Origin of the sequence: Brevibacterium sp. LS14, from assembly GCF_012027885.1 — a bacterium.
GTDB classification, from domain to species: Bacteria; Actinomycetota; Actinomycetes; order Actinomycetales; family Brevibacteriaceae; genus Brevibacterium; species Brevibacterium casei.
Genome location: NZ_SJXG01000058.1, coordinates 1 through 13,437 on the forward strand (window position 1 = coordinate 1; position 13,437 = coordinate 13,437).

Consider the following 13,437-nt stretch of genomic DNA (forward strand, 5'->3'; position numbering starts at 1 on the left):
ATGAATCGCCCCGGGGATAATAGAGGCAGGGAGATTGGAAGAAGGAGATTCTCTCTTGCCAGTGAAATACACCGACGAACTCAAGGCTCGCGCCGTCGAACTCGTCATTCATGCTCAGGCCGATCCGGAGACGGCGAACGGGGCAATCACCCGTGTCGCCGGCGAGCTCGGTCTGAGCAAAGAGACCCTGCGAGTCTGGGTCCGTAAGCACAAAGACTCCGGCAAGGCCACACCGACTGAGTCAGTCGATTTGGAAGCGGAGAACCGTCGGCTGCGGGCGGAGTTGGCTGAAGCGAAGCGGGCCAACGAGATCTTGAAGAGAGCGTCGGCTTTCTTCGCGGCGGAGCTCGACCGCCCATCGAAGTGATTGTCGTCTTCATCGACGACAATCGTCACGAGTTCGGAGTCGAGCCAATCGTACGCGCCCTGTCCGGGACTGCGGCACGGATTGCTGTGAGCTCGTATTACGCGTTCAAGAAACGCGAACCATCGGCCAGGGCCCGCCGAGACCAGGCGCTGATGGTCGTCATCCAGGATGTCTATGAGGCGAACTACTCGTGTTACGGGGTGCGGAAGATGTGGAAGGCGATCAACCGCGAGTACGCGGATCAGTTCGGCCCGGTGGCCCGCTGCACGGTGGAGCGGTTGATGCGCCAGTTAGGCATCGACGGTATTCGACGCAGGAGGAAGCGCCCGAAGACGGCTTCGGCTAGGGCTGAGGAGTGTCCGGATGATCTTGTCGAGCGTGAGTTCGCAGCACCGGCACCCAATTGTCTATGGGTCGCGGACATCACCTATGTTCCGACGACTGCTGGGTGGGTATACACGACGTTCATCCTCGATGTCTTCCACAGGGAGATCGTCGGCTGGCAGGTGACGAACCACATGCGGGAGTCCCTGGCCAGGGACGCTCTGACGATGGCTCTCGCTGCGAAATATCGGGCCGGTGAAGACGTTTCCGGGCTGGTGCACCACTCGGATCGCGGGGTGCAATTCCGATCGATTCGCTATGGCGAGACCCTGGCGGAATCCGAGGTCGTGGCGTCGGTGGGGTCGCGTGGGGATTCGTACGACAACGCCATGGCCGAGGCGCTGAACTCGGTCTACAAGGCCGAACTCATCGACCGGAAGGGGTGGTCGGGGTTGATCGAGGTGATGGCGGAGACGTCGAAGTGGGTGGCTTGGTACAACCAGTCCAGGTTGCATTCAGCGATTAACTACCGACCGCCCGTCGAGGTCCATTCCGAATGGATCAACCAGTCCGGGACAGAACCCGCGGCTGCTTAGGAAACCAAGAATAGGAGCCTCTACGAAACCCGGGGCTTGACACTATCCAGCGACCGACGCGCCCAACCCGACTACACTCTCAGCTGCGAAGAGCCACTTTGATCCCGAACTTCTTGAGGTGCTCGTTCCTGAGCTCGCCGCTTGACAGGGATTCCTTCCGATCGTGAGTCATACGCACCTCACCTCCTTGATCGCTTTGTGCCGGTCATGGACAGCGATTCACCCGGTAGGCTGACCGGCTGACGCGATGTGCGCAGGGCCGATAGCGAGGGAGAGTGCGGCAACTGCTGCCGTAGCTGCGAAAAGCGTCCTTGGAAGTGTCATTCCTGTCGTTTCTTGTGAGGTGTTATGCACCAACGACGCTACATCGATCATTACCTGCTGGCGGCCCTGTTAAGGAATTGATGAAATATCGACGTCTCATGACAATCGCGCACATCCGCGGGCTTGTCAGGAAAGCGGAGATCTCACCAGCATTGGTTCCACAGGAACGTAATATATCCGCGACCTTCTCATCGATTCGTGTTCGGATATCGCTGTACATCAGCGTTGCTTCTCGCGTCGTCACCCCGAGGCGCACGTCCCCGCGGGGACGTCGGCTACGCCACGGTGCGAAGGTCGTCCGGTCCCCCGCGGTCGACGCTGTAGCGGCGGAACGCCGGGAAGACCGCAGCGCAGATGAGGACGAGGACGATGACGGCGATGCCGCCTCCCGCCGAGGCGATCGTCGTGTTCGTAGCCTCCGCTGCGTAGCCGTGAACGATGTCCGCGATCCGCGGGCCGCCGGCGACGACGACGATGAAGACTCCCTGCATCCGCCCGCGCATGTCATCGCTCGCCGCCTCCTGGAGCATCGTCGAGCGGAACGCCGCGGAGATGATGTCGGCTCCCCCGCCGAGGGCGAGGCCGAAGAGGGCGACGATGAGAGCCGCCGTCCAGAAGCCGGAAGCGAACTCGAGTGAGAAGCCGAAGATCCCCATCGCCGCACCCCAGACGAGGATCGCGACGATGACCGCGAGGCCTTGGCGTTCGACTTTCGACACCCACCCGGAGAAGATGCCCGCCAGAGCACTGCCTGCGGCAAGTGAGGCGAAGAGGAGGGAGAAGACGATGCCGCCTTCCGGGGGCCCGCCGAAGGTCTCGGTCGCGATCTGCGGGAACAGTGCTCGCGGCATCCCGAAGACCATGGCGATGACGTCGACGAGGAGGGAGACCATGACGACGGTGTTCGTCCCCAGGTAGCGGAAGCCGTCGACGACGCCCTTGAACCCGGAGCGCGTGTCCGGCTGCTTTCCTGGGATGAGCGCGGGCAGTTTCACCACGGCATAGAGGGTGGTGGCAAGGAAGAGCGCGTCGAGGATGTAGAGCATCTGATACCCGAAGACGGGGATGAGCGCTCCGCCGATGACGGGACCGGCGACCGCACCCAGGGTCGCGACCGTCATGTTGAGCGAATTCGCCGCCGGCAGGAGCGCGAGCGGCACGATCGTCGGCAGCAGCGCCCCTCGCGCCGGCTGGTTGAGACCGAAGAAGGCCTGTTGGAGTGCGAAGACGCTCAGCAGCAGCCACACATTGTCGATCCGGATGATCGCGAGCACCGCGAGCAGGGCACTGGTGACGATGAGCCCGGCGGTGGAGACGATGAGGAGCTTGCGCCGGTCGATGACGTCGGCGAGCGATCCGCCCCAGAGTCCGAAGACGATGAGGGGCACGAGGCCGAAGACCCCGCTCAGACCCACGTACCCGGACGAGCCGGTGATGTGGAAGATCTGGGCGGGGATCGCGACAACGGTCATCTGCGCACCGAGGACGGTGACGATGTTGGCCAGCCACAGCCGGCGGTAGTTGTCGTATCTGAGCGGTCTGGTGTCAGCGAACAGCTTCATCTGCGCGTGACACGCTCAGGCAGATTTCTTGCGCGTCCGCGTCTCTTCCCGGGGAACGAGGGTGGGGGCGACATTGCTCTCGACGACGTCCTTGGTCACGACCACCTCGGCGACGTCCTCACGGGAGGGCACGTCGAACATGATCGGCTGGAGGACCTCTTCCATGATCGAGCGCAGTCCGCGCGCACCGGTGCCGCGCAGGAGCGCGAGGTCGGCGATCGCCTCGAGCGCCTCGGTCTCGAAGCTGAGTTCGACGTTGTCGAACTCGAACATCCGCTGGTACTGCTTGACCAGGGCGTTCTTCGGCTCGGTGAGGATCGACATGAGTGCTGCGCGGTCGAGGTTGGAGACCGTCGCGAGGACAGGGAGGCGGCCGATGAACTCGGGGATGAGGCCGAACTTGAGGAGGTCCTCGGGCAGGATGTCCGCGTAGAGGTCCTCGTCGTCGTTCTTCGACTGGAGCAGCGCTCCGAAGCCGATGCCGTGCTTGCCCTTGCGGCCGGCGACGATCTCCTCCATCCCGGCGAAGGCACCGGCGACAATGAAGAGGACGTTCGTCGTGTCGATCTGGAGGAAGTCCTGGTGCGGGTGCTTGCGCCCGCCCTGCGGCGGCACGGAGGCCTGCGTGCCCTCGAGGATCTTCAGCAGCGCCTGCTGCACGCCCTCACCGGAGACGTCACGGGTGATCGACGGGTTCTCGGACTTGCGGGCGATCTTGTCGATCTCGTCGATGTAGATGATGCCGTGCTCGGCGCGCTGGATGTCGAAGTCCGCGGCCTGGATGAGCTTGAGGAGGATGTTCTCGACGTCCTCGCCGACGTAGCCGGCCTCCGTGAGCGCGGTCGCATCGGCGACGGCGAAGGGGACGTTGAGACGCTTCGCGAGAGTCTGGGCGAGGTAGGTCTTGCCGGAGCCGGTGGGACCGACGAGGAGGATGTTCGACTTCGAGATCTCGACGTCGGACTCGGACGACCCGAGCGTCTTCGCATCGTCACTGCCCTGGAGGGCGCGGATGCGCTTGTAGTGGTTGTACACGGCGACCGAGAGGGCCTTCTTCGCCGGATCCTGTCCGACGACGTACTCGTGGAGGAAGTCGAAGATCTCCCGCGGCTTGGGCAGTTCGAGCTCGGCATGGTCGGCCGTCGACTCGCTCAGCTCCTCTTCGATGATCTCGTTGCACAGGCCGATGCATTCATCGCAGATGTACACCCCAGGTCCGGCGATGAGCTTCCGAACCTGCTTCTGTGATTTGCCACAGAAGTTGCATTTGAGCAGATCTGCTCCGTCCGCACTGCGAGCCACTGTCACAACCTTTCGCCAGGGCACTTGGCCCCAACTCTACCGCTCGTGTTTCCTGTACCTCAATAGCTTCCCACATGACACTGACACAGTCCCTGCGCGGTGTCACACGGTGTGTCGTCGCATCCAGGGCGCCCGGAGCCGACGCTCCTGGTCGGACGGTATGGTCGGACCGTGCGCGGACGACGAGCGGGCCCGGGCGATCAGTGATCGCCCGGGCCCGCTGCGAGAGCGCTCGGACTCCCCGGCGGGAGGTCAGACTCCCCTGCGGGGAATCAGGCTCCCTTACGTGAGGTGAGCACCTGGTCGACGAGACCGTAGTCCTTCGCCTGCTCGGCGGTGAGGAAGAGGTCGCGTTCGATGTCGTTCGAGACCTGCTCGGCCGTCTTGTTCGAGTGGTTCGCGAGCGTCTGCTCGAGCCACTGGCGCATCCGCAGCACCTCGGCGGCCTGGATCTCGATGTCCGAGGCCTGTCCCTGTCCCTGACCCTGCATCGAGGGCTGGTGGATGAGGACGCGGGCATTGGGCAGAGCGAGGCGCTTGCCCGGGGTGCCCGCGGCGAGCAGCACTGCCGCGGCCGAGGCTGCCTGGCCGAGGCACACCGTCTGGATCTCCGGCTTGATGTACTGCATCGTGTCGTAGATCGCGGTGAGCGCGGTGAACGAGCCGCCCGGCGAGTTGATGTAGAGGGTGATGTCGCGGTCGGGGTCCTGCGATTCGAGGACGAGCAGCTGCGCCATGATGTCATCGGCGCTCGTGTCGTCGACCTGCACGCCGAGGAAGATCACGCGATCCTCGAACAGCTTCGTGTACGGGTCCTGGCGCTTGAAGCCGTAGGGCGTGCGCTCCTCGAACTGGGGCATGACGTACCGTGAGACCGGCATCTGGCCCGCGGCCCCGCCTGGCATGAGATTCATCGAGTTCATTCTTCTCTGTCTTCCCGTCAGTTGTCGGTGACTTCGGACGACTGGGTCACGACATCGTCGATGAAGCCGTATTCGAGGGCCTCCTCGGCGGTGAACCAGTGGTCGCGGTCGTTGTCTTTGAGGATCTGCTCGAGCGACTTGCCCGTCTGCTCGGCGGTGAGCTCAGCCATCTGCTTCTTCATGTGGAGGATGAGCTCGGCCTGGATCTTGATGTCCGTGGCCGTTCCTCCGATGCCGCCGAGCGGCTGGTGCATGAGGATGCGCGCGTGCGGGGTCGCGTACCGCTTGCCCTTGGCGCCGGAGGAGAGCAGGAACTGACCCATCGAGGCGGCCATGCCCATCGCGACGGTCGCGACGTCGGGCTTGATGTACTGCATCGTGTCGTAGATCGCCATGCCCGCAGTCACCGAGCCGCCGGGCGAGTTGATGTAGAGCCAGATGTCGGAGTCGGGATCCTCGGCTGCCAGCAGCATCATCTGCGCGCAGATCGCGTTGGCGTTGGAGTCACGCACTTCCGAGCCCAGCCAGATGATCCGCTCCTTGAGCAGACGGTTGAAGATGTGGTCGTCGAGGCCCATGCCCCCACCGGCGTCGAGGCCGACGGGCGCTGTCATGTCGTGTGCGCTCACGTTTCTCTCCTGATTGGTCGTGATCGGTTGCTATGGACTCTAACTGGTCGGCAGTCCCTTTTAGTCCCCCCGCTCACCCGTGTTCGCCCTCAGCGTGATACGGGGGTGATCCGGTGTGCGCGGGGACTGCGCCCCCGCCTCGGCGAGGGGTGTGAATGACGAAACGGCGGGCCCGGGTCTCCCCGTGCCCGCCGTCGCACTCACTCGCCGAGGCGGTCAGTGGTCACTTCTGCTCAGCGTCGTCCTGCTCGTCTGCGGCAGGTGCCTCGGCATCGTCGGCTGCGTCGTCCGCGGACTCCTCGGCGTCGCCGGCGGGAGTCGTGAACTCCTCCATGTCGACGACGTTGCCGTCGGTGTCCTTGACGACCGCGCCGGCCAGTGCCGCCGCGAGCGCCTTGCGCCGGGAGACCTCGCCGACGAGGGCGTTGACCTGGCCGGAGTTGTCGAGCATCTGCGCGAACTCGTTCGGGTTCATCCCGTACTGCTGCGAGGCGGAGATGAGGTATTCGATGAGCTCGGGCTGGGTGACCTCGACGTTCTCGGCTTCGGCGATGGCGTCGAGGACGAACTGCGTGCGCAGGTTGCGCTCGGTCTCCTCGGTGACCTCGGCGCGGTGCTCGTCGTCGTCGACCCGGTTCTCGGACTCGAGGTGGCGCTCGACCTCGTCGGCGACGATCTTGGCCGGGACCGGCACGTCGACGGCGGCGATGATCGCTTCGAGGACCTTGTCACGGGCCTCGGCACCCTGGGCGAACTCCTTCTGCTTGCCGGCCTGGACCTTGAGGTCCTCACGGAGTTCGTCGATCGTGTCGAACTCGCTGGCGAGCTGGGCGAAGTCATCGTCGGCCTCAGGCAGCTCGCGCTCCTTGACGGCCTTGAGGGTGACGGTCACAGCACCGGACTCGCCTTCGTGCTCGCCGCCGGCGAACGTCGTCTCGAAAGTCGTCGACTCCTCGGCGGAGAGGCCTTCGAGGGCCTCGTCCATGCCCTCGAGCATGGTGCCGGCGCCGACCTGGTAGGAGATGTCGGAGGCCGAGTCGATCTCCTCGTCGTCGATCTTCGCGACGAGGTCGAGGGTGACGAAGTCGTCCTTGGCGGCCGGGCGGTCGACAGCGGTGAGGGTGCCGAAGCGCGAGCGCAGCTGCTCGAGCTCGTTCTCGACGTCGGCGTCGGTGACCTCGATGGGGTCGACCTCGACGGTGATCGAGTCGTAGGCGGGCAGGGTGATCTCGGGGCGGACGTCGACGTCGACGGTGAAGACGAGGTCGCCGTCCTCGGTGCCGTCGAGGCCGGGGACCTCGGAGATCTCGACCTCGGGCTGGCCGAGCGGCTTGAGGTCGTTCTCCTCCACCGCGTCACGGTAGAAGCCGTCGAGTCCGTTGTTGATCGCTTCCTGGATCACCGTCGGGCGTCCGATGCGCTGGTCGATGATGCGCGCGGGGATCTTGCCCTGCCGGAAACCGGGAACGGTGACCTGGGCACCGATGGTCTTGTAGGCCTCGTCGACGCTCGGCTTGAGTTCGGCGTAAGGGACTTCCACGCTGATCTTGACCCGGGTCGGGTCGAGTTGCTCGACGGAGCTCTTCACAGTGTGACCTTTCAGAATCGACAGTCATGCTCGGGGTCGGCACGACCCTGCAGGGTCATGGGACCGGTGAGTGGACGGACATGGACCATGTCCGCGCAATGCAGTCACCCATCCTACTTGACCGGAGCGCCAAAACACGAAACCCGCCGAGGCGGCCGGACCCGGGTTCGCGCCCGGCGCAATCGCCGGTGCGGACAGCCCACTCAGCCGCGGAGCGCGTCGAGGGCGAGGACGACGTTCGCGGCTGTCCATGCCAGCGGTGCCACGGAGACCGGCATCCCCTCGCCGTCGACCTTCTCCGGCAGCGAACCGGACGCGGTCCGATGGCCGGCGAGCCAGTCGAGGACCGCCTCGGCGCGGGCACGCTCCCCCAGGCGGGCGTACCCGAGGGCGAGCAGGGAGGTCGACGGGGTCCAGCTCGCGTCGTCGAGGATCCAGCCGGTCCCCGGTCGGATGCCGCCTGCGGGCTGCCGCAGCCGTTCGCCCATCCGGTCGAGAGCCGCGGCATCGACGAGGTCGGGACCCATCCCCGCAGCGGGCAGGTAGGCCGCCGCGGAGTCGAAACCGCCGGAGCTCGGGTAGCGCTGCAGTCCTCCGGCACCGAAGGTGCGGGCGAACGTCTCCGCGAACGCTTCCGCGACCGCTGTCCTCTCGCCGAGCCGCTCGGCCGTGCCCGCGTCACCGAGGGTGGTGAGAGCGCGGAGTCCGATGAGGGTGGGCGCGGCGATGCCGAGGGTGATCCGGCCCTCCCCGACCTCCCAGTAGTCGGGTGAGACGGGTGGCAGGGTGCGACCGCTGCCGGTGAGCTCGTCGAGCAGCGCGGCCGAGCGGTCGATCATCGGCTCGAGCTCGGAGAGCGGACGCGCTGAGGCGGCAGCCACCTCGGCGATGGACCAGAGGACGAGACCGACGGCGTCGAGCTGGGGCGCACGGTCGTCGGGGACGGACCCGGTCTCCGGGTCGTAGCGGGCGGCGAACCATCCGTCCTCACCCTGGAGGGCCTGGAGGTGGCGCAGCTGGCCCCACGCGAGCTCCGCGTGTCCGACTGCGGCAAGGGCGGCGGCGACGAACGCCGTGTCGCGCGGCCAGATGTAGCGCCACGCCCCTGACCAGCTCGCCACCGGTCCGGGCAGGTCGTCGCTGAGGATCCAGAGGTCGAGGAGTGCGGAGACGGCGAGGTCGACGAGGCGCTCGGGAACCTTCGCGAGCCACGGCACGGCGACGGCGAGAAAGTCACGTTCGCGTTCGGCGGCCGCACGGGTGCCGGTTCCCGGCAGGACCCGGGAGCGCGGCGGCAGGTCGCGGGCGGCCGCAGAGGAGAGGGCGGCGCGTTCGGAGTCGGAGACGTAGGCGGCGGCCACCGAGCGGACGGGATCGGACTTCTTCAGGGACTCGATCCGGGCAGGCAGCCCCGGGGCGGCGAGTCCGATGCCGAAGAGCCCGGCTCCGGTGAGGGCCCCGGTGAGCACGCGGCGGCGCGCAAGGGGACGCTGGGCGGATCCGGGGGCCATGGATGCCTCTCTGCAGGAGACGACGGGCGATGCACGGGCCGCCGCGACGAGTGACCGGGGTGGGCGTCAGACTATCGCGCGGAAGCATCGGCGGACCAGAGCAGAGCGTCCGGGAATGCAGAAACCGGCCGGACCAGGTGGTCCGACCGGCGGTGGAGGGGATGACGGGAATCGAACCCGCACCATCAGTTTGGAAGACTGAGGCTCTACCATTGAGCTACATCCCCGTGCTGCGAGTATGACTATATCCGAGGTCCTCACCAGCCGCCAAATCGCCCTTTCGTGACGTGCCTCACCCACCGCCGCAGACATTGGGCAGAGGCTGTGCGGGTGTGATTAGATTGATTCCGTCGCGGGATGTGGCGCAGCTTGGTAGCGCATCTGTTTTGGGAACAGAGGGTCGCAGGTTCAAATCCTGTCATCCCGACGATGTGAGCCGTTCGGACCAGAGGGTCCGGACGGCTCTTTTCGTCGCGACGCAGGCTCTCGCCCTGAGGTGGGGTCGTCGGCGACAATGGTGTTCCGACCACCCGGGAAAGGACCCGCGATGGCGCCTTCGTCCGCATCTCCCCGCCCCCTCATCTCCACGACACCGCCCCGCACCTCCACGACACGGCCCCGCACCGGCGCGCTGAGCAGAACCCGCTCTCGCTCCGGCAGCACCGCGCCGACACGATGCGCCGCCCTCGCCACCGCTCTCACCCTGGTTCTGTCGGCCTGCACGACTCCGGACTCCGACCGAGGGTATGGCCCCGAATCGGCGCCTGCCGAGGGTTCGACTTCGGCGGAGCCGACCGCCTCGGCGGGGGCCCCGGACATCGCCGAACCGGAGACCGTCGTCGAGGGACTCGCCGCCCCTTGGTCGATCGCATTCGCCGGCGACGTCGCGCTCGTCAGCGAACGCGACTCGGGGCGGATCCTCGAACTCACCGAGACGGCTCCCGCTCAGGCGCGCGAGGTCGGGACCGTTCCCGGGGTTGCCGCCTCCGGCGAAGGCGGTCTGCTCGGCCTCGCGACAGACGAGGACTTCCTCTACGCCTACTTCACCGCGGCCGAGGACAACCGGATCGTGCGCTTCCCCCTCGACGGCGAACCCGGCTCATTCGCCCTCGGCTCCCCCGAGGTGCTCCTCGACGGCATCCCGAAGGCCGGCAACCACAACGGCGGGCGCATCGCCTTCGGCCCCGACGGCAAGCTCTACGCGACGGCCGGCGATGCCGGCGACCGCGAATCCGCGCAGAACCGCGAGGCGCTGTCGGGGAAGATCCTCCGCCTCGACCCCGACGGATCGGTGCCCGAGGACAATCCTTTTCCCGGCTCCCCGGTCTACTCCTTCGGCCACCGCAACCCGCAGGGCATCGCGTGGGACGAGACCGGACGGATGTACTCGAGCGAGTTCGGGCAGAACACGTGGGACGAGCTCAACATCATTGAGGCCGGCGGCAACTACGGCTGGCCGGACGTCGAGGGCATGGCCGACCCGGGAGAGGGCTCCGACTTCATCGATCCGGTGCAGCAGTGGTCGACCGGCGAGGCGAGCCCGAGCGGCATGACGATCACCGGAAACACGATCCTTATCGCCAACCTCCGCGGGCAGTCCGTGCGCGAGGTCCCCGTCTCCGACCTCTCCCAGTCCCGCACCCGCTACGAGGGAGAGTACGGACGCGTCCGCGATGTCGTCACGACTCCCGACGGTCAGCTGTGGATGCTCACGAACAACACGGACGGTCGCGGCAGTCCCGCCCCCGGCGACGATCGGATCCTCCGGATCCCGCCGCCGGACTGACGGCGCCGTCCCGATGATCTCGTCCGGATCACCGCGTGACGTCGATGACCTGCCGCCTCACGCCGTGACGTCGATGACCGGTCGACTCACCGGGTGAAGTCGATGACCTGCCGGATGACGCGCCCCTCGGCGAGGGCGTCGAAGGCCGTGTTGATCTCGGAGAGCGCAACGGTGTCGGAGATGAGCTCCTCGACCGGCAGCTTCCCCTCCCGCCACAGCTGCGCGTAGATCGGGATGTCCCGGCTGGGCACGGCCGAACCGAGGTAGGACCCGACGACCGTGCGGGCCTCGGCGGTGAGCGTCACCGGGGTGATGCGGGCTTCCGCGTCCGGGGAGGGCAGGCCGACGGTGACCGTCGTCCCGCCGACGGCGGTGGCCGCGAATGCGGTCTCGAACGCGCGCGGATGACCGACGCATTCGATGACGATCGGGGCCTTCCGCTCCCCCAGGGTCTCGGGAGTGTACGCCTCGACGGCTCCGAGTTCCTTCGCAGCCTCGAGTTTGTCGGGGTTGGCATCGACGCCGATGACGCCGGCGGTCTCGATCGAGAGCGCCGTGATGAGGGCGGCCATCCCGACCCCGCCGAGGCCGACGATCATCACCTCGTCCTCAGGTCCGGGGGCTCCCGCGTTGAGCACGGCCCCTCCGCCGGTGAGCACCGCACAGCCGAGGACCGCGGCGATCGGGGCGGGCACATCGTCGCCGACGGGCACGAGGGAGGCCCGGTTGACGACGGCGTGCGTGGCGAACACGGAGGCGCCGAGGTGGTGGAGCACCTCGGCGCCCTTCTCGTCGTGGAGGCGGACCCTGTGTCCGTCGAAGGGCAGGGTGCCGGCCGCGTTCGTCGCGCTGCCGGGGATGCACGGCAGCTTGCCGTCGGTGAGGCAGTTGGCGCACACCCCGCAGCGGGGCAGGAAGACCGTGACGACCTGCTCGCCGATCTCGAGGTCGTCGACCCCCTCGCCGAGGGCCTCGACGACGCCTGCGCCTTCGTGACCGAGGAGCATCGGCAGGGGCCGCGGGCGGTTGCCGTTGACGACGGAGAGGTCGGAGTGGCAGACCCCGGCGGCGGTGAGCCGGATGCGGACCTCGCCGGGGCCCGGGTCGTCGAGGTCGAGCGGTTCGACCGTCAGCGGCCGCGAGTCGGCATAGGGCTGCGGGCGCCGCATCTCCCGCAGCACCGCCCCCTCGATCCTCATGCCCGGCCCCTCACACCGGCCCTCGCGCCCGCGATGTTCACAGCCCGGCCTGACCGTCGTCCTCGTAGGCGGCCATGATGCCGATGCGTCGCGAGTGCCGCTCGTCGCCGGAGAACGGCGTGGTGAGGAAGGCGTCGACGATCGCCAGCGCCTCGGCCTCCGAATGCTGGCGGGCGCCGACGGCGACGATCTGCGCATCGTTGTGCTCGCGGGCGAGCTTGGCGATCTCCGGATTCCAGGCCAGTGCCGCCCGCGCCCCGGTGACGAGGTTGGCCGCCATCTGCTCCCCGTTGCCGGAGCCGCCGATGACGACGCCGAGCGAGTCGAGTCCCGCCGCCCGATCGTCGACGACGGCCTGGGCGGCGGCGATGCAGAACGCCGGGTAGTCATCGAGGGCGTCGTACTCGAGCGCACCGTGGTCGATGACCTCATAGCCGGCCTCGCCGAGGTGGCCCTTGAGGATCTCCTTGAACTCGAACCCAGCGTGGTCGGTTCCGAGGTGGACCTTCATCATGTTCCTTTCGTTCCCGGCCTGGCCGGGGTGCGGGTCCCGGGCTGTCCGGGCTGCGGTGGTTCCCGGGGGTGCCGGGAGACGGGCGCCGCCCCTGGGCGGCGGTCTCGTCAGTCGAAGACGGGACCCTGGTCCCGGGTGCGCTTGAGCTCGAAGAAGCCCGGCGTCGAGGCGACGGCGAGGACGCCGTCGAAGAGGCGACCGGCGTCCTCGCCCTTCGGAGCGGGCGTGACGACGGGACCGAAGAATGCGGTGCCGGCGACCCGGCAGACCGGGGTGCCGACGTCGTCGCCGACGAGCGCGAGCGCCTCGTCGTGGGAGGCCTGCAGGGTGGCGTCGTAGTCGTCGCGGTCGGCGTAGTCCATCAGGGAGGTCGGAAGATCGAGCTCAGCGAGCGCCTCGGCGACGGCCTTGTCGAAGTCCTTCTCCCCACCGGGGTGGATGCGGGTGCCGATCGCGGTGTAGAGCGGTTCGGCGATCTCCTCCCCGTGTTCGGCGATCGCCGCTGTGACCACGCGCATCGGTCCCAGGGTGCGGTCGATGAGCTCCCGGTAGTCCTCGGGCAGCTCACGATCCCGGTTGAGGATGTTGAGGCTCATCGGGTGGAAGCGGACGTCGACATCGCGGACCTTCGCGACCTCGAGGGCCCACCGGGAGGTCATCCACGCCCAGGGGCACGCCGTGTCGAACCACAGGTCAAGGGTCTCTCTGCTCATTCTCACTCCTCGTTCTCAGCGGCGGCGGGGGCCGCAGCGGCCTCCGCGATCTCCGAGGCCAATCTACCAAGTCGGCGCCCACCCGTCCCATGGGTCCGC

At 67.2% G+C, this 13,437-nt stretch carries 10 protein-coding genes, 2 tRNA genes, 1 pseudogene and 1 other annotated feature; of the genes and pseudogenes, 3 read left to right on the forward strand and 10 right to left on the reverse strand.

Annotation, left to right across the window (positions count from 1 at the left end; genetic code table 11):
* Positions 1-55: 55 nt before the first annotated feature.
* Positions 56-1,287, forward strand: a pseudogene (locus EZE58_RS13755) (IS3 family transposase).
* Positions 328-456 (forward strand) — a sequence feature (AL1L pseudoknot). (Overlaps the previous pseudogene by 129 nt.)
* A gap of 599 nt (positions 1,288-1,886) precedes the next feature.
* Here EZE58_RS13755 and EZE58_RS13760 read toward each other — a convergent pair.
* The 7 genes from EZE58_RS13760 to EZE58_RS13790 all read right to left on the reverse strand — a co-directional run bounded on the left by EZE58_RS13760 (position 1,887) and on the right by EZE58_RS13790 (position 9,353).
* The gene (locus EZE58_RS13760; RefSeq protein ID WP_063249763.1) at positions 1,887-3,173 is read right to left on the reverse strand and encodes an MFS transporter; all 1,287 of its coding nucleotides are present in this window, start codon (positions 3,171-3,173) and stop codon (positions 1,887-1,889) included.
* A gap of 15 nt (positions 3,174-3,188) precedes the next feature.
* On the reverse strand, positions 3,189-4,475 hold the full coding sequence (gene clpX / locus EZE58_RS13765; protein WP_009375390.1) for an ATP-dependent Clp protease ATP-binding subunit ClpX: 1,287 nt from the start codon (positions 4,473-4,475) through the stop codon (positions 3,189-3,191).
* Positions 4,476-4,747: 272 nt separating this feature from the next.
* Entirely contained in the window at positions 4,748-5,389 is a 642-nt protein-coding gene (locus EZE58_RS13770; protein ID WP_063249760.1) for an ATP-dependent Clp protease proteolytic subunit, read from the reverse strand.
* 26 nt (positions 5,390-5,415) lie between these two features.
* On the reverse strand, positions 5,416-6,012 hold the full coding sequence (locus EZE58_RS13775) for an ATP-dependent Clp protease proteolytic subunit (protein WP_009375387.1): 597 nt from the start codon (positions 6,010-6,012) through the stop codon (positions 5,416-5,418).
* A gap of 238 nt (positions 6,013-6,250) precedes the next feature.
* On the reverse strand, positions 6,251-7,615 hold the full coding sequence (gene tig, locus EZE58_RS13780) for a trigger factor (protein WP_063249758.1): 1,365 nt from the start codon (positions 7,613-7,615) through the stop codon (positions 6,251-6,253).
* Positions 7,616-7,818: 203 nt separating this feature from the next.
* The gene (locus EZE58_RS13785; protein WP_063249755.1) at positions 7,819-9,126 is read right to left on the reverse strand and encodes a hypothetical protein; all 1,308 of its coding nucleotides are present in this window, start codon (positions 9,124-9,126) and stop codon (positions 7,819-7,821) included.
* Between the two features lie 153 nt (positions 9,127-9,279).
* Positions 9,280-9,353 (reverse strand) — tRNA-Gly (locus EZE58_RS13790).
* Between the two features lie 126 nt (positions 9,354-9,479).
* On the opposite strand from EZE58_RS13790, the gene EZE58_RS13795 reads away from it, so the two are divergent.
* Both EZE58_RS13795 and EZE58_RS13800 read left to right on the forward strand, forming a co-directional pair.
* Positions 9,480-9,553 (forward strand) — tRNA-Pro (locus EZE58_RS13795).
* 120 nt (positions 9,554-9,673) lie between these two features.
* Entirely contained in the window at positions 9,674-10,912 is a 1,239-nt protein-coding gene (locus tag EZE58_RS13800) for a PQQ-dependent sugar dehydrogenase (RefSeq protein WP_082834905.1), read from the forward strand.
* 86 nt (positions 10,913-10,998) lie between these two features.
* Here EZE58_RS13800 and EZE58_RS13805 read toward each other — a convergent pair whose 3' ends face one another.
* From EZE58_RS13805 to EZE58_RS13815, 3 genes are all read right to left on the reverse strand, one after another.
* A complete protein-coding gene (locus tag EZE58_RS13805) occupies positions 10,999-12,111 on the reverse strand; it encodes an alcohol dehydrogenase catalytic domain-containing protein (RefSeq protein WP_167560735.1) in 1,113 nt (370 codons plus the stop codon).
* Between the two features lie 37 nt (positions 12,112-12,148).
* Positions 12,149-12,622: a ribose-5-phosphate isomerase gene (locus tag EZE58_RS13810; RefSeq protein ID WP_009375377.1), complete on the reverse strand. Its 474-nt coding sequence runs from the start codon at positions 12,620-12,622 to the stop codon at positions 12,149-12,151.
* Positions 12,623-12,732: 110 nt separating this feature from the next.
* Positions 12,733-13,338, reverse strand: coding sequence for a disulfide bond formation protein DsbA (locus EZE58_RS13815; protein ID WP_167560737.1), 606 nt, complete (start codon positions 13,336-13,338; stop codon positions 12,733-12,735).
* Positions 13,339-13,437: the final 99 nt, after the last annotated feature.